General features: G+C 42.5%; 26 protein-coding genes. 23 read left to right on the top strand and 3 right to left on the bottom strand.

Going from position 1 to position 18,914, the window contains the following annotated elements; translation table 11 throughout:
- Window positions 1-22: 22 nt before the first annotated feature.
- The 8 genes from ASG93_RS13370 to ASG93_RS13335 all read left to right on the top strand — a co-directional run bounded on the left by ASG93_RS13370 (window position 23) and on the right by ASG93_RS13335 (window position 5,795).
- Window positions 23-1,033, top strand: a complete 1,011-nt coding sequence (locus ASG93_RS13370) for a thiamine pyrophosphate-dependent dehydrogenase E1 component subunit alpha (RefSeq protein WP_056832673.1) — start codon at window positions 23-25, stop codon at window positions 1,031-1,033.
- Window positions 1,034-2,014 (top strand): alpha-ketoacid dehydrogenase subunit beta, encoded by a 981-nt coding sequence (locus ASG93_RS13365; RefSeq protein WP_056832671.1) that lies wholly within the window; start codon window positions 1,034-1,036, stop codon window positions 2,012-2,014.
- Window positions 2,015-2,026: 12 nt separating this feature from the next.
- A complete protein-coding gene (locus ASG93_RS13360) occupies window positions 2,027-2,671 on the top strand; it encodes a 2-oxo acid dehydrogenase subunit E2 (protein ID WP_056832669.1) in 645 nt (214 codons plus the stop codon).
- A gap of 21 nt (window positions 2,672-2,692) precedes the next feature.
- A complete protein-coding gene (locus ASG93_RS13355; protein WP_056832667.1) occupies window positions 2,693-3,874 on the top strand; it encodes an acetyl-CoA C-acetyltransferase in 1,182 nt (393 codons plus the stop codon).
- Window positions 3,875-3,896: 22 nt separating this feature from the next.
- Window positions 3,897-4,751: a 3-hydroxybutyryl-CoA dehydrogenase gene (locus ASG93_RS13350; protein WP_056832665.1), complete on the top strand. Its 855-nt coding sequence runs from the start codon at window positions 3,897-3,899 to the stop codon at window positions 4,749-4,751.
- Between the two features lie 169 nt (window positions 4,752-4,920).
- Window positions 4,921-5,205 (top strand): hypothetical protein, encoded by a 285-nt coding sequence (locus ASG93_RS13345; protein WP_056832663.1) that lies wholly within the window; start codon window positions 4,921-4,923, stop codon window positions 5,203-5,205.
- A 12-nt stretch (window positions 5,206-5,217) separates the two neighbouring features.
- Window positions 5,218-5,565 carry a DUF962 domain-containing protein gene (locus ASG93_RS13340; protein ID WP_056832660.1) on the top strand — a complete coding sequence of 116 codons (348 nt, stop codon included), beginning with the start codon at window positions 5,218-5,220 and terminating at the stop codon, window positions 5,563-5,565.
- Between the two features lie 29 nt (window positions 5,566-5,594).
- A complete protein-coding gene (locus ASG93_RS13335) occupies window positions 5,595-5,795 on the top strand; it encodes a hypothetical protein (RefSeq protein ID WP_056832658.1) in 201 nt (66 codons plus the stop codon).
- Window positions 5,796-5,822: 27 nt separating this feature from the next.
- On the opposite strand, the gene ASG93_RS13330 is transcribed toward ASG93_RS13335, so the two are convergent.
- Window positions 5,823-6,770, bottom strand: a complete 948-nt coding sequence (locus ASG93_RS13330) for an FkbM family methyltransferase (RefSeq protein ID WP_056832657.1) — start codon at window positions 6,768-6,770, stop codon at window positions 5,823-5,825.
- Window positions 6,771-6,908: 138 nt separating this feature from the next.
- Here ASG93_RS13330 and ASG93_RS13325 point away from each other — a divergent pair, with 138 nt between their 5' ends.
- From ASG93_RS13325 to ASG93_RS13290, 8 genes are all read left to right on the top strand, one after another.
- The gene (locus tag ASG93_RS13325; RefSeq protein ID WP_056832655.1) at window positions 6,909-7,652 is read left to right on the top strand and encodes a class I SAM-dependent methyltransferase; all 744 of its coding nucleotides are present in this window, start codon (window positions 6,909-6,911) and stop codon (window positions 7,650-7,652) included.
- A 132-nt stretch (window positions 7,653-7,784) separates the two neighbouring features.
- Window positions 7,785-8,690, top strand: coding sequence for an S-layer homology domain-containing protein (locus ASG93_RS13320; protein ID WP_056832653.1), 906 nt, complete (start codon window positions 7,785-7,787; stop codon window positions 8,688-8,690).
- Window positions 8,691-8,860: 170 nt separating this feature from the next.
- Complete coding sequence (locus ASG93_RS13315; RefSeq protein WP_056832650.1) at window positions 8,861-9,904, top strand: rod shape-determining protein; 1,044 nt, start codon at window positions 8,861-8,863, stop codon at window positions 9,902-9,904.
- A gap of 14 nt (window positions 9,905-9,918) precedes the next feature.
- Entirely contained in the window at window positions 9,919-10,317 is a 399-nt protein-coding gene (locus ASG93_RS13310) for a hypothetical protein (RefSeq protein ID WP_056832648.1), read from the top strand.
- Complete coding sequence (locus ASG93_RS13305) at window positions 10,314-10,574, top strand: hypothetical protein (protein WP_056832646.1); 261 nt, start codon at window positions 10,314-10,316, stop codon at window positions 10,572-10,574. The genes ASG93_RS13310 and ASG93_RS13305 overlap by 4 nt, the downstream gene beginning before the upstream one ends.
- 138 nt (window positions 10,575-10,712) lie before the next feature.
- Window positions 10,713-11,063, top strand: a complete 351-nt coding sequence (locus ASG93_RS13300; RefSeq protein WP_056832644.1) for a VOC family protein — start codon at window positions 10,713-10,715, stop codon at window positions 11,061-11,063.
- Window positions 11,064-11,085: 22 nt separating this feature from the next.
- Complete coding sequence (locus ASG93_RS13295; protein WP_056832642.1) at window positions 11,086-11,562, top strand: GyrI-like domain-containing protein; 477 nt, start codon at window positions 11,086-11,088, stop codon at window positions 11,560-11,562.
- An 8-nt stretch (window positions 11,563-11,570) separates the two neighbouring features.
- Window positions 11,571-12,116, top strand: a complete 546-nt coding sequence (locus ASG93_RS13290) for a GrpB family protein (protein ID WP_056832640.1) — start codon at window positions 11,571-11,573, stop codon at window positions 12,114-12,116.
- A gap of 43 nt (window positions 12,117-12,159) precedes the next feature.
- Here the strand turns inward: ASG93_RS13290 and ASG93_RS13285 are convergent, their stop codons facing one another.
- Complete coding sequence (locus tag ASG93_RS13285) at window positions 12,160-12,924, bottom strand: C40 family peptidase (RefSeq protein ID WP_056832638.1); 765 nt, start codon at window positions 12,922-12,924, stop codon at window positions 12,160-12,162.
- Window positions 12,925-13,095: 171 nt separating this feature from the next.
- Between ASG93_RS13285 and ASG93_RS13280 the strand changes: the two genes are divergently transcribed.
- The gene (locus ASG93_RS13280; RefSeq protein WP_414858863.1) at window positions 13,096-14,343 is read left to right on the top strand and encodes an MFS transporter; all 1,248 of its coding nucleotides are present in this window, start codon (window positions 13,096-13,098) and stop codon (window positions 14,341-14,343) included.
- A 63-nt stretch (window positions 14,344-14,406) separates the two neighbouring features.
- On the opposite strand, the gene ASG93_RS13275 is transcribed toward ASG93_RS13280, so the two are convergent.
- Entirely contained in the window at window positions 14,407-14,589 is a 183-nt protein-coding gene (locus tag ASG93_RS13275; protein WP_056832636.1) for a hypothetical protein, read from the bottom strand.
- A gap of 206 nt (window positions 14,590-14,795) precedes the next feature.
- On the opposite strand from ASG93_RS13275, the gene ASG93_RS13270 reads away from it, so the two are divergent.
- The 6 genes from ASG93_RS13270 (at window position 14,796) to ASG93_RS13245 (ending at window position 18,884) form a co-directional block, all read left to right on the top strand.
- Complete coding sequence (locus tag ASG93_RS13270; protein ID WP_056832635.1) at window positions 14,796-15,302, top strand: DUF3189 family protein; 507 nt, start codon at window positions 14,796-14,798, stop codon at window positions 15,300-15,302.
- 259 nt (window positions 15,303-15,561) lie between these two features.
- Window positions 15,562-16,089, top strand: a complete 528-nt coding sequence (locus tag ASG93_RS13265) for a GNAT family N-acetyltransferase (RefSeq protein ID WP_056832633.1) — start codon at window positions 15,562-15,564, stop codon at window positions 16,087-16,089.
- Between the two features lie 533 nt (window positions 16,090-16,622).
- Window positions 16,623-16,979 (top strand): hypothetical protein, encoded by a 357-nt coding sequence (locus ASG93_RS13260; RefSeq protein ID WP_056832631.1) that lies wholly within the window; start codon window positions 16,623-16,625, stop codon window positions 16,977-16,979.
- A gap of 68 nt (window positions 16,980-17,047) precedes the next feature.
- Complete coding sequence (locus ASG93_RS13255) at window positions 17,048-17,464, top strand: Rrf2 family transcriptional regulator (protein WP_056832628.1); 417 nt, start codon at window positions 17,048-17,050, stop codon at window positions 17,462-17,464.
- A gap of 107 nt (window positions 17,465-17,571) precedes the next feature.
- Window positions 17,572-18,438, top strand: coding sequence for an SDR family oxidoreductase (locus tag ASG93_RS13250; protein ID WP_056832626.1), 867 nt, complete (start codon window positions 17,572-17,574; stop codon window positions 18,436-18,438).
- A gap of 227 nt (window positions 18,439-18,665) precedes the next feature.
- Window positions 18,666-18,884, top strand: coding sequence for a hypothetical protein (locus ASG93_RS13245; protein WP_056832624.1), 219 nt, complete (start codon window positions 18,666-18,668; stop codon window positions 18,882-18,884).
- The last annotated feature ends 30 nt before the right edge of the window (window positions 18,885-18,914 follow it).

The raw sequence follows: 18,914 nt of genomic DNA, 5'->3' as shown, positions 1-18,914 counted from the left end.
GCAGGAGAGAGGAGGAGTTCCTATGTCTTCTCAGCAAGTTATCAAGCATCAACAGCTCGGTTTAACCGATGAACAGGTGCTGCAGATGTATACCTTCATGCTCAAAGCGAGGAAGTTTGACGAGCGAGCAACCCTTCTTCAACGATCAGGCAAAACGGCCTTTCATATCTCAAGTGTCGGTCAAGAAGCGACTCAGGTGGCAGCGGCGTTCGCATTAAATAAGCAGCATGACTATTTTCTGCCTTATTACAGGGATTATGCCTTTGTCTTAACGGTGGGCATGACTGTGCGTGAACTCATGCTGGCAGCCTTATTTAAAGCGGAAGACATTAACGGAGGCAGGCAGATGCCAGGGCATTTTGGCTATAAGAAGCACCATATTGTTTCGGGATCAAGTCCAGTTGCCACGCAAGCCTTGCATGCAGTCGGCATCGCACTGACGGCCATGATGAAAAAGGAAGATCATGTCGCTTTCGTCAGCTTTGGCGAAGGGGCGAGCAATCAAGGGGATGTGCACGAAGCGTTCAATTTTGCCGGTGTATTCAAGCTGCCCGTTATCTTCTTATGCGAAAATAACCAGTATGCCATTTCCATCCCTGCGCATAGACAGGTTGCCGGACGCGTTGTCGATCGTGCAGCAGGCTATGGCTTCCCAGGTCAGCGTGTTGACGGCAATGACACTCTTGAGGTGTATCGCGCGGTCAAAGAAGCTAGGGACCGTGCCGTTCGCGGATATGGGCCGACGTTGATCGAGGCGATGCTTTATCGGATCCCGCCGCATTCTACTGCGGATGACGATATGTTGTACCGGACGAAGGAAGAGGTGGAATACCATAAGGAGCAGGACGGTTTGCAGCGGTTTCGTCGTTATTTGATCGAATGCAGCGTTATGTCGGAAGAGATCGAACAAATGCTGAATGAGAGTGTTACTAAAGAAGTGAATGAAGCAACGAAATATGCTGAAAAAGCCCCATATCCGGCTCCTGAGGATGTATTACGGCACGTTTATGCGGAAGATGGGGGTGAGGCATAAATGCCAATCTTAACGTATCTGGAGGCCATTCGCCGAGCGATGATCGAGGAAATGGAACGTGATGAGCATGTTTTTGTGCTTGGGGAGGATATTGGGAAAGGCGGCGTCCTTAATGCGACGAAAGGCATGCGCGATCGGTTCGGTGAACTGAGGGTCCTCGACACGCCACTCTCAGAATCTGCCATCGTGGGTGTTGCGATTGGAGCGGCTATGGTCGGGATGAGGCCGATAGCGGAAATCCAGTTTGCCGATTTTATTTTCCCGGCGGCTAATCAAATCATAAGCGAAGCAGCGAAAATCCGTTATCGCTCGAACAATGACTGGCATTGTCCAATCGTCATTCGTGCACCTTATGGTGCGACAGGCGGAGGCGGATTGTATCACTCACAGTGTCCGGAATCAGTCTTTTTTGGCACTCCGGGGCTCAAGATTGTTGCGCCTTCTACAGCATATGATGCCAAAGGGTTGCTGAAAGCGGCTGTGCGTGATGAGGATCCGGTTCTTTTTTTCGAACATAAGAAGTGCTATCTTTCGATATCCGATGAAGTACCTGAAGAAGATTACTCAGTGCCAATTGGCAAAGCAGCCATAAGGCGTGAGGGTACGGATATCACAGTGATTGCCTATGGTTTGTCGGTACATTATGCACTTAAAGCCGCGTTTGAGCTGGAGCAAGAAGGGGTAAGTACAGAGATATTGGATTTGCGGACGCTTCATCCGCTCGATAAGCCTGCTATTTATGAGGCGGCTGCCAAAACCGGCAAAATATTGATTGTCCACGAAGATAATAAAACAGGTGGCATTGGTGCTGAAATTTCGGCTCTAATAGCGGAACACTTGTTGTACGAATTGGATGCACCTATCATGAGATGCTGCCCTCCTGATATTCCCCCTGTTGGCATGGCACCAACCTTAGAGAAGTTTTACCTGCCGAATGTGGACATCGTCAAAGAAGCCATGCGCCAATTAGCGGAAATCTGAAGGAGGCTGGGTATGCAGAGTACCTCTGAAAATCCCCATGCTTGGATGATGATCGAAGTGGATGTCAGTAACCTAGTCGCCTTGCGGCAAGCGTTGAAAGACGACTTTATGCGTAGGGAGGGTGTCCCGCTTTCGCTTAGCCCATTCGTAATGAAACCGATCGTGAATGCCTTGAAGGAGTTTCCCATGCTGAATTCAACCTGGCACACGGGCAGCATTCTTCTCAAAAAAGATATCAACCTATCGATCGTTGTTGCTATTTCCGACGATACCGTCGCAACCCCAGTGATTTATCATGCGGATCGTAAATCCATAGCAGGAATCGCGATTGAGCTTTATGAATTAGTTAAGAGGGCGAGAAGTGGTTCCTTGCTGCCTTCCGATTTAGTTGAGGGTTCATTTACATTCAGTAACACCGGATCGGTAGGATCCTTGCTTTCCTGTCCAATTATCAATAATCCGCAGGCGGCCATTCTGACTTTTGAGTCTATCGTACGTAAGCCCGTCGTTATTCAGGAAATGATTGCGATCCGTTCCATGGCTAATCTGTGTCTTTCTTATGATCACCGTATTGCAGATGGATTGATTTGCAGCCGTTTCATGCAGCGGGTTAAGCATTATTTGGATCAATATAATCGAGAAACGATCATTTATTGAGAACGATGGGGGGGTGAATCCATGAGGGAAAGTGTCATTGTTGGCGGTGCCCGAACCCCGTTTGGAAAATTGGGCGGTGCCTTGAAAGACGTCTCAGCTGTCACTCTTGGCGGAACAGCAATCAAAGAGGCAATCCTCCGTTCTTCGATTGATCCAGCAACCATTGACGAAGTGCTTATGGGGATGGTGCTGCAGGGAGGAACGGGACAAATTCCCTCTCGCCAGGCAGCCCGATGGGCCGGTCTGGACTGGAGCGTGACGACGGAGACCATTAACAAAGTGTGTGCTTCCGGGCTGAGAAGTGTGACAATGGCCGATCAAATCATACGTTCAGGGGATGCGGATATTATTGTAGCCGGCGGGATGGAAAGCATGAGCAACGCACCGTTTGCACTGCCAAGCGCTAGGTGGGGAGCAAGAATGGGAGATCAAAGCCTCGTGGACCTCATGATTCATGATGGTTTATGGTGTTCATTTCACAACGTGCATATGATCGTTCATGGCAGCAATGTTGCCGGAGAATTCGGAATTAGCCGCAAAGATCAGGATGAATGGGCACTACGCAGTCATATGCGAGCCATAGAAGCGATGAATAAGGGATATTTTGCGGAGGAAATCGTCCCTGTAACTATCGAGAGTAAGGATGGAAAGATTGCAATTAGTCAAGACGAAGTCCCTAGAGCAGATACAAGTCTTGAGAAGCTTGCTATATTACCTTCTTTGTTCACAAAGGATGGCACCATTACAGCGGGTAACGCCCCTGGGGTTAATGACGGCGCTGCTGCCATGGTGGTTATGTCCAAAGCGAAGGCTGTTTCTCAAGGGATAAAGCCTCTGGCTAGGATTGTTGGTCATGCTGCTGTAGGTGAAAGAGCGCCATATATCGCGACCACACCAGCCATGGCGATTCAGAAGCTATTACGTCAAACGGCTATGTCACTGGAGCAAATCGACCGGTTTGAAGTAAATGAGGCCTTTGCGGCCGTCATGCTGACCAGCGGAAGATTACTTGGCTGGAATCCGGAGGTCGTCAATGTAAATGGCGGAGCAATTGCTCTTGGTCATCCCATTGGCGCCAGCGGGGCGCGAATCATACTCACTTTGATCCACGAACTGCGGAGAATTGGCGGAGGCTATGGCATAGCCGCGATATGCAGCGGTGCAGCTCAAGGAGATGCGATTCTTTTGCATGTAGATCCATAAGTTTGTACACGGAGGTGAATAGATGAATATACAGACTATCATGGTTGTAGGGGCGGGACAAATGGGAAGTGGCATCGTTCAAGTTGCTGCTGCTTCGGGCTTGAAGGTGCTCTTGCATGATATTTCCATGACGGTTATTGACCGAGGATTAGCTACGATAGACAAACAACTATCAAGAGGTGTTGAGAAAGGAAGTCTTACAGAAGTTAGGAAAGCTGAGATCCGAAGTCGGATTGGGCCTGCGGAGCAATTAGAACTAGCGGAACAGGTAGATCTTGTGATAGAAGCCATTTCCGAGAATATGGTGTTGAAAACCTCACTATTCCAAAGATTGGATGCCATATGTCCGCCAAAAACAATCTTGGCATCGAATACGTCATCGCTTCCTATTACCGAAATTGCCGCGGTCACGCGGCGTCCCGCCCAAGTAATTGGCATGCATTTCATGAACCCGGTTCCGGTTATGCCTTTAGTTGAAGTTATTCGCGGTTTGGAAACCTCGCAGGAAGTGTTCGAAGCTGTTTATAAACTGAGCGAAAGGATGGGGAAAACCCCTGTAGAAGTGAAAGACTTTCCCGGGTTTGTGTCGAATCGAATCTTGATGCCGATGATTAACGAAGCTATTTTTACCGTTTATGAAGGCGTTGCATCTGTTGAATCGGTCGATACCGTGATGAAGCTTGGCATGAAGCACCCCATGGGACCGCTTGAGTTGGCTGATTTCATCGGGTTGGATACCTGCCTATCCATCATGGAAATTCTTTATGAAGGCTTTAAGGATTCGAAATATCGTCCATGTCCACTTCTGCGGAAGTATGTGAAAGCAGGGCGTTTGGGGCGTAAATCTGGTCAGGGTTTTTATTCGTATCATGATTGAAAAAGGATTTCTGTGGACAGTCACTTCACCGGGGGCTGTCCATTTTGATTCGACCATAAGAATATTTAAGAAAGGGGGGAGTTTGTGCAGGGATATTTTGGGATTTATTGAATTAAACCATAGGGGAATTTTCGAAAAAAATTGATCAATAACCGAAAGGAATAAACGAATGACGATTACTGGAATTATTACAGCCATTATTTTTGCAATAATAATTTCTATTTATCTTGGTCCATATGGTGGAATCTTTATACTAGCCGTTATATTTGGGCTTATTTTAAGTACACATCAAAGAAACAAAAAAATGTATGAAGATATACAGAGAATTAAAGAACGATTAGGCATCGTGGATCGTAATGATTTTCAAATGACGAATGAGGAAATTGAAGAGGAACTTGAAGATTATTTGAACAAAGGAACTGATAAAAATAAAGATAAGGATTCTGATAAATGAGGAAAAATTGAGATGAGACTAAAGAAGTTCATAGTCAGAGTTCAACGCGATTTAGATTATTATCTGAAAGAGCATCAGAATAAGTCCAATCGAGTGCTGCACTATTTTGCTTTTATGTCGGCTTTTATAGCTTGGCTATTTTTGTTTTATAATCTAAAAGTAACGCTGATTCTAGCCTTATTACATTACCTATTATCGTGGATAGGACATTTCTATTTCGAGGGGAATAAACCAGCATCGTTTCGCTACCCACTCATAGGTTTCTATTCTGGATTTACTTGGTTTTTTATAAAAACGTTTGAAATTGTAACTGGAAAAGAATTTTTAAACAAATGGTTACGTGAGAAACGTGAGGATTGAAATCACAAACAAATAGTGGAGTGTGTTACATGTCATTTGAAATTAGAGAAGCAAAAATCGAAGAAGCAGACATTGTATTTCGAACCATGCAAGAGTCGTTTATGGAATATAGTGGGAAACTGAACCCACCTTCAGGAGCACTTTCTGAAACGACGCAAAATGTGATAAATGCCTTTAAAGAAGGTGGGGGAGCCGTATTAGCATGGAATGGAATTAGTGCAGACAGATAGCTGGTATGTAATGAGTAAGAAACTGTGCTAATCCAATTGTATAATCTGTGAATAAATCTCCGGAATCGATACACACTGTGAGGCCAGGATGATATCCGTGTGAATATGTTTCTTTTTGAATAACAGCTGCAGTTTTTCCAGAGATATTTGTTCGAAGTGGTACAGTTCCTGATTATTTAAGTAAATATAAAGGTTGAAATGCACTTGTAAAAAAGATAAAAATGCATGGGCATCCGTATCACTTTTGGCTAAATATTTGCTGTCAAATTCAATAAATCCAAGTATATGAGGACAATGTTTAATGGAATGCAGCATCCCTTGGATGACCTTCTCTTCATGACCTTCCACATCGATTTTAAATAAGAGCTTTTCTTTATCCAGCGGATACTGGCTAAGCAAAGAGTCGAGTGTAATACTGGGAATATTATGCTGCAGGTAATGCTTCGATAAGCCCCTCTTGCCAAGAGCTGCGGTCGAAAGGCCAGACCAGTATTTATTAATGAAGAAAGATTGCTTCTCGTTATCTTTGTTAGAAGCCATAGCATATACGGTTTTAATACTTTTGCGGTTAGGATGTACTTTCTTGGAACGCTCAATATACGGTTGCAAATTAAGATTGGCTTCAATTCCAATCACTTTACTGTTTTTGGGATAGGTCACGGAAAACAAACATTCGCCATAATTTACACCTATGTCTACGATCAAAGTAGGTCGGAAAGTGGCAACCGCCGTTTTCCAAAACAGATTCAGCCTCGGTTGTGTCATTCCACCTGTCATATACAGAATTCTTCCGCGGTTTTCGGTTGGATCGACATACAGAATACGAGATGAACCGGGCAGCACAATTCGGTCTGTGCGCCATCGTCTTATAATCGTGCGAGAAAGCACATAGCGGGCTGTTGATTTCAAAATTTCCCAATAACGTAAAGAATACGCATGTTTAATAGCAGCTTCGTAAGAGTGTTTATGGGTCATCGTGTAGTTCCTTTCTAACGAAAGTTTTTTGGATAGGAACGTATCGTCTTTTTATTTTAACAAATAGTTATTATTTATGAGTTATGCGAATGTAAAGTGAATGTTTATTTATGTGAAAAGAAAATGAGGAAAACAACAATGGATAATAGAATCAAAATCATTAGAGATGAAGAGCGGAAATATCATGAAGCTTGTTATGATAACTACAAATTATTTGAAGAGGGATCATGGCTTTCAAAACCTGTAAAAACAGTGATGGATACATTAACTCATTTTAAGTCCAATGATAATTTAACTGTATTAGATCTAGGTTGTGGTGTAGGAAGAAACAGTATTCCAATTGCTGAATCACTGAAGGAACACCAGACAGGACAAATTGTTTGTGTGGATATTATTGAATCTGCACTAAAGAAATTAGTAGATTATAGTGAACAAAATGGCGTTCGGCCGTACATAGAACCGAAGCTATCAGACATTGGAGACTATCTCATCGAAGAGAATTATTTTGATTACATCATTGCAGTTTCTGCATTAGAACATGTGGAATCAGTCCCGAAATTTAAACAAGTTTTAGAGAGAATGGCACGAGGAACGAAAGAGAACGGAATAAATTGCATTATTATGAGCACTAACATTCAAGAAATAGATGTAGAAACAGGAATGGAATTAGATCCATTTATGGAGCTTAACTTAACAACAAATGATGCGAAACAATTATTATCATCGGCGTATCCAGACTGGGAAGTAACCTTTACTACTTTAAAAGCATTGCAATTTAATATAGAGAGAAATGGGCGTGAAATTCTGCTTAAGAGTGATTGTTTGACGTATGTTGTTCAAAGAATTAAGGAGAATACTATCATGATCGACAGTAGAAGTTAGAACTTCATTTAAAGTCATATAGCCGGGGGTAATCCTTCGGTTTTTATTTTTTTGAAATCACTGAAACATTTATCAAACACGATACGTTAAGAGTGTGTCATTAGATAATCAACTAAAAGGAGAGAATTAACTATGAAAAAGATAGCAGCTTTAACTTTGACAACAGCTTTGGTTAGCAGTTTGACTTTTAGCAGTGCCTTCGCTTTTACGGATGTAGAGGAAGGACAAGCTGCAGCAATTTCTGCCCTGCAAGAACGCGGAATCGTGAGCGGTATTGATAAGGATCATTTCGTCCCAAAAGGAAAGATTAGTTATGCCCAAACCGTTCAATTGATTGTAAAAGGCATGAATTTAAACATGGATACGTTGCGTTTTATTAAACAACCATTAGCTTCTGACATTTATACCAGTATTCCGAATGATGCTTGGTATGCGGATGCCTTTATCATAGCGCACTACAACGGCATGAACATTCCTAAGGATGTAAACCCGAACGCTACGATTACTCGTGAACAATTTGGGGAAATGCTTGTACGAGCTTTGGAAAAAAAGGGTAATTTCCCGCTGGTGAAAATGTTTATCCCGATCAAGGATGAGGATCAGATCACAGCTGAATATCAAGGGGCTTTACAGCGCTTGCTGCTTTATAAAATTACACAATTAGACAACGATGGCAAGTTTAATCCCAAAGCCGAACTTACACGTGGCGAAGCTGCAGGCTGGATCTACAATGCGATTCGCGTCTTGGAAACACATATCCAAAAACCGGCACCTGTAGAAGATGTATCCGTAACTGTGGAGAAAGTGACAGACGATGTGAACAAGGTTACCTTATCAAGAGGTCAAAAGCCGAATGCAGGTTACAGTATTGCCATTCAAAATGTTCGATTTGACCAAAACGGTCAAGCGGTGATATCGTATACCCTGCAAGATCCAAAACCGGACACCATGTATGCTGATGTGATAACGGAGGCGAAAGCCGTAACGTATGTTTCCTCAGCTTATAAAGCAGTAGCAGAACCAGCAGCTGCGAACTAAATAAACACTTAAGAGTGCTGTTCACCGTTAAGGGTGGGCAGCATTTTTTGCATTACCCTCCAAAAATAGCTGCTCAATGCGAACAAGTATGAAGATGCAGTTAAGTCAAAATCAACTAATATACACGCTACTATGGGCATTGTCTATTGAACAGCGAGAAGGAGCGAGTCATGTTAAAGAGATTGGAAGAACTGTTTGGAGTAGACCTGGGCACCTGTAACACACTTATTTATCAACAAAAAAAAGGGATTGTATTGTCAGAGCCTTCTGTTGTCGCCATTCAAACGGATACCGGGGAGATTAAAGCTTTTGGCAAGGAAGCCTATGACATGATAGGAAGAACTCCAGCAAATGTGGAGGTCATCTATCCCTTAAAGGATGGGGTTATAGCGAATTTCGATATGACCTTAGCGATGCTGAAATATTTTATAGGCAAAATAAAAAGAGGTTATCAATGGTTTCGCAGCTTCCAAGTGTTGATTTCTGTGCCTTGTGGAATTACGAATGTACAAAAGCGCGCCGTCGAAGAAATGATTGTACATAAAGGAGCAAGGAGATCTATCACGATTGAGGAGCCGCTGGCTGCGGCTATGGGCGCCGGGCTTCCAGTTGCAGATCCAATTGGCAGTATGGTCCTTGATATCGGCGGAGGGACAAGCCAAGTAGCCATTATTTCTCTTGGTGGAATTGTCGTAAGTGAGTCAGTTCGCCGTGGAGGCATGTCGATAGATCAGGATATCATTGAGTATGTGAAGAAAACTTATAATATGGCTATTGGAGAACGGACTGCGGAGGAAATCAAGAAGAATGTCGCTGCTGTTGTGATGCCTGTGAATGAAGTGAAGATGGATGTAAGAGGGCGTGACCTTGTGGAGGGCTTGCCAAGAATGATATCGATCTCATCGAAGGAAATTTTCGAGATTATGGATGATTTTATTAAATCCATTATAGATTGTATTCGACTCGCGATGGAGAAGTGTCCGCCAGAACTTGCCGGTGATGTGATGGAGCAGGGCATCTTGTTGTGTGGAGGAGGCGCATTATTGCAAGGATTGGATAAGCGATTGCAGCAGGACATAGGCGTTCCGGTTCATCTCGCAGAGCATCCGATGGAATGTATTGCTCAAGGTACAGGGAAAATGCTAAACTTCAATGGGGCGATAATTGAACGGTCTGAAAAGATTGTGACAGAAGATCGAGAAAGCGTCCTGTAAAGGAGGCTTTTCTATTGAAATTTAGAGCAGTATCTGATCAGACGAAAATGAATGTTATGCTTTGGAGTATTAAAAAGGAAATCATGAAAGAGAATAAGTATTTAGAATCCCTACCTTATGACCCGACGCCTATTATGGAGGTCGTGAAACATCACATCGATAGATGGGACCCCGTAAAGCTTCTAGCGATGGGCAGTCCGGATGATGAGTATGATGGTGAAACGCGAACGATAACCATTTATATCACTAAACATCTAGATGATCTGGATGCTTTATCACTCGGTAAGGCGATTAATAAGGTATTGAGTGATTCCTTTCGTGATGAATTTCAAGATGACGAACAGTCTTTTGAAGTAGCTTCAAGTATCCTACATTCACTAAGATCAGGCGTTAGAAATGGGGTGTTGTTATGAGTGAAATGCTTAACAAATACTGTGCCAAAATATTCGGTAAAACGGGTGTTATTATCGAGATTGGCGTCGTAAAAAAGGTTGCGAGCCGTACGGTTCACGTCGATTGGGGAACCAAAACGTGGATTTATCAGAATAAAGATTTCATCTGGACACCTCTATCTAAGGAAGAATTTGAAGAGAAATATAAGAAACCTAAATTTTCTGAAGGGGCGCTTGCCCGAGCTTTGGAATTAGGTTTAAAGATTACTTATAATTAATACCCCCAAAAGAAGCCGTTCCTTGGTCATCGAGGATCGGTTTTTTTTGTTCAATTTAGAAATAATTTCATTTACATGGGAACAAATATTCGGTATGATGGAGATGGGTATAAATACCAATTGTGGAGGTCGAGTCATTTGGGTCGTGTTGTTTTATTTGAAATGAATAGTCAAGATCCGGAACGTGCTACAAGTTTTTATTCGTCTGTTTTTGGTTGGAAGATTGCAGAGCCTAACTGGGGATATCATCCAGTGACAACTGGGAATGATGATAAATCTGGCATTAATGGCGGTATTTCTAAGGGACCCAGTGATTTTCCACATGGAATTAGAATTCAAATCGAAGTTGACAACATAGATGAGGCACTTACTAAATCCGTTGAATCGGGAGCACAAATTGTTAGAGGCAAAATGGAATTTGATGATTTTTATCTAGCCTATCTAGTGGATCCAGTAGGGAATGGGATCGGTTTAATACAAAATAAATAATCAATAGAGAGGGACGATTGCTTTGGAAAATAAAACGATGATTACATATCACTGTGAGACTCTTAGACGAGAGTTTCAATTAGTTGGTCAGAGTCTTACAGCCAATTTTCCAAAAGGATTCCCAGATGCTGCCGTACAGATCCAAACTCAATTTGGTGGGAGAAGACATGAGATCATAAATTCGAAGGATCAGGAAGTCTTATTTTCACCATATATGTGCAATGGGATATTTGCTACTTATTTTGCATGCCTTGAAGTGGATGATTTAACTTTAATACCCGATGGAATGATTGGTTTTAAACTTCCAACCGTCACTTATGCCAAAATAAATTGTACAAACAAAACAATAGGTGAAGCATACTCGAGAATTTTTGAGTGGATGAAAGAAAATGGATATCAACAGAAGTTTTTGGATCAATCATGTCCGATCGAAATATTTTACTATGAGGAAAATGTAGAGGAAGAAAATGTTGAAATATTAATTCCTATAAGGGATTAATTACAAGCATGGAAGATCAATGGAAAATTGCGGAGTATAATTCAGATTGGAGAGACCTTTTTGATGAGATTGGCTTAAAATTAAGAGACTCTTTAGGAAACGTGGCTGTTCGTATTGATCATGTTGGGTCCACATCAATTGTTGGTTTGGATGCTAAGCCGATCATTGATATTCAAATCTCAGTTGTTAAATTGGACGATGATTCTAGTTATAAATCTAAAATCGAAGAAACTGGCTTTAGATTAAGGAAAGAGAATCCTGACAAAACCAAAAAGTATTTTCGGGAGCTGCCAGGAAAGAGAAGAACGCACATACATGTTAGAGAGATGGGGAGTTTTGCAGAACAAAAAACGTTGCTTTTCAGAGATTACTTGCGAGAACATTCACAAGATTGTTTGAGATATGCGCAGGAAAAACATAGATTAATGAGTTTATTTACAAATGATCGAACCAAGTATGTTGAAGGCAAAGGGCCAGTCGTTTGGGAGATATTACAAAAAGCTCATGTTTGGTCTCAAGAAGTTGGATGGAAACCAGGGCGATCAGATATGTGAGAGTTTGCCGACTGCTGCGGAAGTCCTCATAGATCTCGAATAATTATTTGGTGTTTAGTAGTGAACCTCCTAAGACAAATCGATAGGTTAGATGATTATTGGCAAGTTCATCTATACGTACGCCACCTGTGGCGGCTGAGGCAGTGTGGATGATTTTTCCATTACCCAAAGAGAGACCAACGTGTGTAATGTTTCCGATTGATTTATCTATCCCGATGTATTGATCCGGATCTGTCCCTTTATAGCTGACGAAGAAGAGCAAATCTCCACGCTGGGCTTGATCGATAGATGTATATGTCCGATTGGAAAAAGATTGAACATAGGACGCTTGACTCCGAGAATCTTTTGGGAGATCCATCCCTAGAGAAGAAAGATAAACCCAACGTGTGAAGTCGGAGCAGTCAAAAGTGGACGGGTCCGATCGATCCGAACTGAATTCGTACGGAGTTCCATAGAACATTGCAGCTTGTGAGACCACATTCTCTGCATAACTACCTTCTTTAGGCTGGATGGAGGGATTGGGCCAAACTTGAACGAGTTCATGGTTTCCGCTGAGGATTTTGATAGAGCCATTAGTGGAAGGAGCAACATCTTGCGCGCGATAGCCGCGTTGTTCTAGTTCAACGTTGGCATCACCCCTTTGAAGCAACACGTCTTGATTTATAATTTTAGGATCCAATATCCGATTATCCATACCGCCTTGTTGTGTGGAGACTCCAACTTTCTGAGGGGCGACATTCCCTTTACCACAACCAGTTAAAACAAGTAAACAGCTTAATACTGTAAGCATTTTTTTTGAATGTTTCATGTTTCCTCCTGTAATTGATACCCATATTATGTTTAGATTGTTCACATTTAATGCGATGATTGGATGTTTCAACTTGAAGTCTGAGAATTGAATTACAGAGGGAGTGTTTTTCGGTTATGTAACACAAAATAGGGGTAAGGTAAGCTATCGCGATGATTAGGAGAATGCGTTTTGAATGTGAATAAAACAAATTTGTTGCGCGAACCAGCGAAACGAAAGTTGCTTTTCAGTACTGGCATTAGCTGGTTGTTCGACGCTATGGATGTAGGGATTATCTCGTTTATTGTGGCTGCGCTAGCAGTCGAGTGGAAATTAGGCGCACAGCAGATTGGTCTGTTGGCAGCCATTAATTCGATCGGAATGGCCGTAGGGGCTTTACTAGCTGGCTCCCTAGCTGATCGATACGGACGTCGGATGGTGTTACTTGGAACGCTTATTATATTCTCTGCTGCAAGCGGACTCTCTTCTCTTGCCACTAGCTTTGTTATCCTTTGTATCCTGCGTTTCGTTACTGGGGTAGGTCTTGGCGGGGAACTTCCCGTTGCGTCAACTCTTGTTTCTGAGTCGTTTCCCGTTAATGAAAGGGGACGTGCTGTCGTGCTGCTTGAAAGCTTCTGGGCTTGCGGGTGGATCGTTGCGGCGCTTATTGCTTACTTCGTAATTCCTACTTACGGCTGGCGTGCGGCCTTTATTATTGGTGCGCTGCCGGCTTTATATGCTTTATACCTCAGACGATCGATTCAAGATTCACCTCGATATACCGAGCTGCACAGCCGGAAGTTGTCTTTCCGCGAACGTGTAGCTTCCGTATGGTCATCTAAATACCGAAGATCTACCTTAACACTTTGGATTTTGTGGTTCACGGTGGTATTTTCCTATTACGGGATGTTTCTATGGCTTCCAACCGTCATGGTTCTTAAGGGTTTTGGTCTCGTGAAAAGCTTTCAATATGTATTGATTATGACGTTGGCCCAGCTTCCAGGTTATTTTACCGCTGCTTATTTGATTGAGAAATTCGGTCGTAAGTTTGTGCTCGTCACCTATTTGCTGCTAACTGCAGCAAGCGCAATATGGTTTAGTAGTGCTGAAACGGAAGGGATGTTGATAGCAGCCGGTGTAAGCTTATCATTTTTTAATCTTGGTGCTTGGGGGGCTATGTATGCCTACACACCTGAGTTGTATCCGACAGAAGTACGCTCTACGGGTGTAGGGCTTGCCGCATCTTTTGGACGTATTGGCGGTATTATTGGTCCGTACCTTGTAGGGCTATTGGTGGCGAGTAATAAAGCGATAAGTTCCATTTTTATGGTATTCTTCGTAGCAATTGTCATCGGAGCGCTGGTTTTATTGTTTTTTGGCAAAGAAACAAAAAATATGGATCCCGATTATACATCTGATCAAAGTGATATTCCTAGCTGAATACCAAAAAAACCACGCATCTGTGCGTGGTTTCTCTGTGTTTTTTCTCCAAATTCGTTACAATTACGTTGTCTCACGTTCAATGATTTGGTCTAGTTCGGAACTGTGCTCGTTAGCTGCAGCAATGATTTCTTGATCTACCTTATTTTTTCCTTGCATCAGCTCAGCCGCTTGCGCCTGATTGTTCAACTGTTCAATTTCTTGGCCGATCCCATGCGCTCCTTGATGTCCGCTGTTTGTTGTCATATTTAAGAATGCTCCCTCGCTGTTATTTAAAAGGATACAACAAACTGTAATATGCTCGGATTAGTGGTCTCTTATACAAGTTAAACGCTTACCTGGATGATAACGACGAATATAACTCTGTAAGAATAAGGTTGTTTTGTTATTATAGGAGATAATGAGTAATGAAGTTTTATACAATATTGTACTTTGGGTGGTGGGTATGAACAATGATCTATATTTATAACGATTTCGGGGGAACACATACAACATGTTTAGCAGCAGCTTATCATCTCAAAAAGTTGGACGGTTCTCGCGAGCCTACAACAAATGAGATACTGAATACACACAATTTCAATAAGCTAGTTTACAAAGACAGGGGGAAGTTTTATTTTCATGGCAAGGATGAGGATGGCAATAAAGTATACACAATGGGCAGAGGAAGGTCTAAAATCCTAGTACCGGGTGTATTTAATCTCATTGATATGCTATTAGAAGAAGAGGTTCTCAACGAAAAAATCATTTTATCCAACACGTCTCCGACAGTGCCTTTTACGATGACATGCGGCGGTATGCTTTCACGTTGGTTAAAAATTGATTTCATAGGTGTGCCTTTATTGGTTATAGGGGCAAAACAAGCGTATAAAGACATTTTCAATCTCGTTCAACATACGAAACAGACCGCGAAAACGTCAACCTCCCAATTAATTATGCTTGATAATAAAGACTTCAAGTAAGTATTCAGGGGTTTCAAGGATACACATAAGATGGCCAGAGCAGGCGCCGCGGCGACCTGTTTTTCTTTGTATAGGAAATTATGAGAAATGCCGGTCAGCTGAGAAGTCAATTTCCGACCTCTCGGACCTCTGAGTATTTGTGTTAAGCCTTAACACTTTGTGATCGTAAAAAGGAAGCTTGATTGATGAGGCTCATAATTCAGAAGTACAATGAGAAAGAACTTATTATGAAATAATTTCCTTCGTAGGAGTGAGAAAAATGCTAAATCGAATGAACGATTTGAAGGTAAGGATCGAGCCCTGGGCAGAGGTTGATCTTGAACTGTTGTATCGCTTGAATGCACCAGAGATGCTTGAACACTTGGGTGGTCCGGAGACGGAGGAACAGATCCTGGCTCGCCACAAACGTTACTTCGAGATTAGCGGTAGGGGAAAGGGCCGGATGTTCAGCATTGTCCTGCTTCCAGAACTAGTAGCAGTCGGCAACATCGGTTACTGGGAGCGCGTCTGGAAGGAAGAGACCGTGTACGAGATCGGCTGGGGCGTTTTGCCGACTTTCCAAGGCAAAGGTATTGCCAGCGCAGCAACCGCGGCGGCTGTTGCAAGCGCCAAAGCGGAACAAAAGAGCAGGCACATTCATGCGTTCCCGTCGGTCGACAACCCCGCATCGAATGCTATTTGCCGGAAATTCGGCTTCACGTTCATGGCCGAGTGCAGCTTCGAATACCCGCCTGGAAGCTTTATGCGGTGCAACGACTGGAGATTGGACCTTACTGCTGCAACATAGGACGGAGCACCTTTAGAGAACTACATACAGTAATGAAGAATCAACATTGGGGCGTAAACTCTTTTTATGAAATGAACACGTATAATTTGATTCGGATCATACATAATACTTATGACGGTGAAACAAGAGAGGTGTGATTCCGTTGTACATTCAACGAGATAAATACCAGGGAAGTTGTTTTTGAATCCGTATAGAAGCGAGGAGATGTGCCGCAAACTCTTAGTGTAGTACATGTACTGCAATAATGGATGAGGTATAGACCAAGCCAAGTAAGGATCAAGGCATAAGTACCATCAATCAATTCACCGTCATGAAGAACTCCGAAAGGGGTTCTTTTTCTTCTTAACAAACATCATTAGGGGCTACAATACTAGAAACGAGTAAGTTTAGGGCTGTCTCTCAAGGTCAATTGACCTTAGGGCAGCTCTTTTTTTAATAATTTTTTTGAATGAATGAACGATTTTTCATACTCAGTCGTACTATAGGTGTTTCCACTTGAAAATACAAAATTTATAAATCGGAGGTAATTAAAAATGGCTAGAACAATTGAATTTACGAAGGATGCGCTTATTCTTCATCTAACGGGATTGACAAGTGCTGCGGCTTTGAAGCAACGTGTTGAAATTTCGTATTCGGATATCATGAATGTATCCATAAATGATTTCCAGTTATCCATGTTTCAATTTAGAGTAGGTACTTCAATAGCTGACATTAGAGAAGGACGCTTTCTGATCGGAGATAAATGGTGTTTCATATCCTATGAGAATCATAAAGATGTCGTCATCCTTGAATTAAATAATCATCAGTTTGGAATAGTTGTTTTTCAAATTGAGAATCCATCAGAAGTCAAAGAACGTATTTTAGAACATTTAACGAACAAAACGATTTAACTTACATGACAAACTTGACTTTGGAATTAGTTAGAACTATACTGGTTACAACGAGTAGGTGATAATGAATGAAACAGATTAGCAGCCGATTTTCAATAGCTGTTCATATCCTGTCGTTAATAGCGACCATTCCAACAGAATGTACAGGTGATTTCATTGCTGGCAGCGTGAATACGAATCCTGTGATCATTCGCAAAATTATTGGGCTGCTAAAGAAGGCGGGGCTCGTTGATGTTCGTGCTGGAGTTGGCGGAACTTCGCTGTGTAAGGATACGGACCAAATTACATTACTTGATGTATACCGGGCAGTGGAAGTGATCGAGAATGGGGAATTGTTCAATTTCCACAACCATCCTAACCCCAATTGTCTGGTTGGTAGAAATATTGAATCAGCCCTCCGTGCAGAAATGCGTGATGCTCAAACCGCGATGGAACAAAGATTATCTAATGTTACCTTGCAACAACTGATATCTAATTTTAAATAAAAATAGCTCTTAAATGAGCTAATTTTTATAACTTAGTTGTAACTGATATGGTTATAACTATAGCGATTCTAACCTATTATTAAATAATCTGATGGAGGTTTTTACAAATGAAAATTCTAGTAACTGGTGCTACGGGACAATTAGGATCAAAAGTGGTCGAGGCTTTACTTGCAGCTGTGCCAGCTGAAAATTTAGCTGTTAGCGTAAGAGATACGGAGAAAGCATCCGATTTACGTTCTCGGGGAGTAGACGTTCGCCATGGTGATTTTGATGATCCAGCATCTCTTGATAAAGCATTCGCTGGCGTTGATCGCCTGCTTATCGTTTCAACGCAAGGGGATAACGAAACTCGTATTCGTCAGCATTTAGCTGCTGTATCCGCGGCTGAGCGCGCTGGGGTTGGTTTCATCGCGTACACGAGTGCCACAAACGCACAGGAAAGCTCTCTCTTTCTCGTGCCCGTGCATCGTGCGACAGAGGAAGCGATTCGCAAAACGGGAATTCCATACTCATTTCTACGTAATAACTGGTACATCGAGAACGAGATTGGAACAATTCAAGGCGTATTGGCGGGTGCTCCGCTCGTGACCTCGGCAGGAGCTGGCAAAGTAGGGTGGGCTTCTCGCGGTGATTATGCACAAGCGGCAGCAAATGTGCTTGCAGGTAACGGACATGAGAATACCGTTTATGAGCTATCGGGTGCACTGATCACTCATGAAGACCTCGCGGCGGTTCTGTCTACGGTCCTTGATCGTGAGGTTCCGATTCAGCAAGTTGACGATGAGACTTATGCTAAAATCATGGCCGGTGCTGGGGTTCCTGAGCCAGTGGTTCCGATCCTTGTTGCCATCCAAAGCGCGATTAGAGATGGGGTTCTAGAATTAGAGAGCAGCGATCTTCAGACACTTCTTGGCCGCCCGGTTACACCACTAAGCAAGGCGATTGAAGAGATTGTGAACGGATTGAAGTCATAAAGCTAGCATAAACAACGCAATTAAGCCGCAGTCTTTAATAGACCGCGGCTTTTTGTGATTTTTTGGCTTCTTTGCAGTGCATTTTACACGAGTTGAGGAGAAGTCTAGCTGCTATTTTGAGAAATTGGATGGTATAAATACCACGAAAGTGGTTGATGAATTTCAGAACAAATTCCGCTATAATTTTCACCGAAGGACCAATATTACAAAGAAAAGGTGGTTATTTTATGAATATGTATATCTATTTTGGGATATTTTCAATTATACTATTATTTGGTTTAGTCGTTACCTTTATGGTTGGTTTTTCTCGTAAGAATCGGGAAGGCGATCAAACCTACTTCCAGAAAACAGAGGTAAAATGGGTTCGGCTTACTTCTTTTTATGTGATTTCAATTGCTGCTGGATTGCTAGCCTTGATAGCGTATATTCGTTATTCGATCGGATAAAAATGACCACGTCTTCACTATTCAATGCGA

This window comes from Paenibacillus sp. Soil787, assembly GCF_001429545.1.
In the GTDB taxonomy this organism is placed as follows: domain Bacteria; phylum Bacillota; class Bacilli; order Paenibacillales; family NBRC-103111; genus Paenibacillus_E.
This window is presented reverse-complemented; position numbering and strand designations above follow the sequence as displayed.

Bases quoted from the DNA above. Each gene is read 5' to 3' on its own strand.
- ASG93_RS13370 (WP_056832673.1), top strand. From the start codon at position 23: ATGTCTTCTCAGCAAGTTATCAAGCATCAACAGCTCGGTTTAACCGAT.
- ASG93_RS13365 (WP_056832671.1), top strand. From the start codon at position 1,034: ATGCCAATCTTAACGTATCTGGAGGCCATTCGCCGAGCGATGATCGAG.
- ASG93_RS13360 (WP_056832669.1), top strand. From the start codon at position 2,027: ATGCAGAGTACCTCTGAAAATCCCCATGCTTGGATGATGATCGAAGTG.
- ASG93_RS13355 (WP_056832667.1), top strand. From the start codon at position 2,693: ATGAGGGAAAGTGTCATTGTTGGCGGTGCCCGAACCCCGTTTGGAAAA.
- ASG93_RS13350 (WP_056832665.1), top strand. From the start codon at position 3,897: ATGAATATACAGACTATCATGGTTGTAGGGGCGGGACAAATGGGAAGT.
- ASG93_RS13345 (WP_056832663.1), top strand. From the start codon at position 4,921: ATGACGATTACTGGAATTATTACAGCCATTATTTTTGCAATAATAATT.
- ASG93_RS13340 (WP_056832660.1), top strand. From the start codon at position 5,218: ATGAGACTAAAGAAGTTCATAGTCAGAGTTCAACGCGATTTAGATTAT.
- ASG93_RS13335 (WP_056832658.1), top strand. From the start codon at position 5,595: ATGTCATTTGAAATTAGAGAAGCAAAAATCGAAGAAGCAGACATTGTA.
- ASG93_RS13330 (WP_056832657.1), bottom strand. From the start codon at position 6,770: ATGACCCATAAACACTCTTACGAAGCTGCTATTAAACATGCGTATTCT.
- ASG93_RS13325 (WP_056832655.1), top strand. From the start codon at position 6,909: ATGGATAATAGAATCAAAATCATTAGAGATGAAGAGCGGAAATATCAT.
- ASG93_RS13320 (WP_056832653.1), top strand. From the start codon at position 7,785: ATGAAAAAGATAGCAGCTTTAACTTTGACAACAGCTTTGGTTAGCAGT.
- ASG93_RS13315 (WP_056832650.1), top strand. From the start codon at position 8,861: ATGTTAAAGAGATTGGAAGAACTGTTTGGAGTAGACCTGGGCACCTGT.
- ASG93_RS13305 (WP_056832646.1), top strand. From the start codon at position 10,314: ATGAGTGAAATGCTTAACAAATACTGTGCCAAAATATTCGGTAAAACG.
- ASG93_RS13290 (WP_056832640.1), top strand. From the start codon at position 11,571: ATGGAAGATCAATGGAAAATTGCGGAGTATAATTCAGATTGGAGAGAC.
- ASG93_RS13285 (WP_056832638.1), bottom strand. From the start codon at position 12,924: ATGAAACATTCAAAAAAAATGCTTACAGTATTAAGCTGTTTACTTGTT.
- ASG93_RS13275 (WP_056832636.1), bottom strand. From the start codon at position 14,589: ATGACAACAAACAGCGGACATCAAGGAGCGCATGGGATCGGCCAAGAA.
- ASG93_RS13270 (WP_056832635.1), top strand. From the start codon at position 14,796: ATGATCTATATTTATAACGATTTCGGGGGAACACATACAACATGTTTA.
- ASG93_RS13265 (WP_056832633.1), top strand. From the start codon at position 15,562: ATGCTAAATCGAATGAACGATTTGAAGGTAAGGATCGAGCCCTGGGCA.
- ASG93_RS13260 (WP_056832631.1), top strand. From the start codon at position 16,623: ATGGCTAGAACAATTGAATTTACGAAGGATGCGCTTATTCTTCATCTA.
- ASG93_RS13255 (WP_056832628.1), top strand. From the start codon at position 17,048: ATGAAACAGATTAGCAGCCGATTTTCAATAGCTGTTCATATCCTGTCG.
- ASG93_RS13250 (WP_056832626.1), top strand. From the start codon at position 17,572: ATGAAAATTCTAGTAACTGGTGCTACGGGACAATTAGGATCAAAAGTG.
- ASG93_RS13245 (WP_056832624.1), top strand. From the start codon at position 18,666: ATGAATATGTATATCTATTTTGGGATATTTTCAATTATACTATTATTT.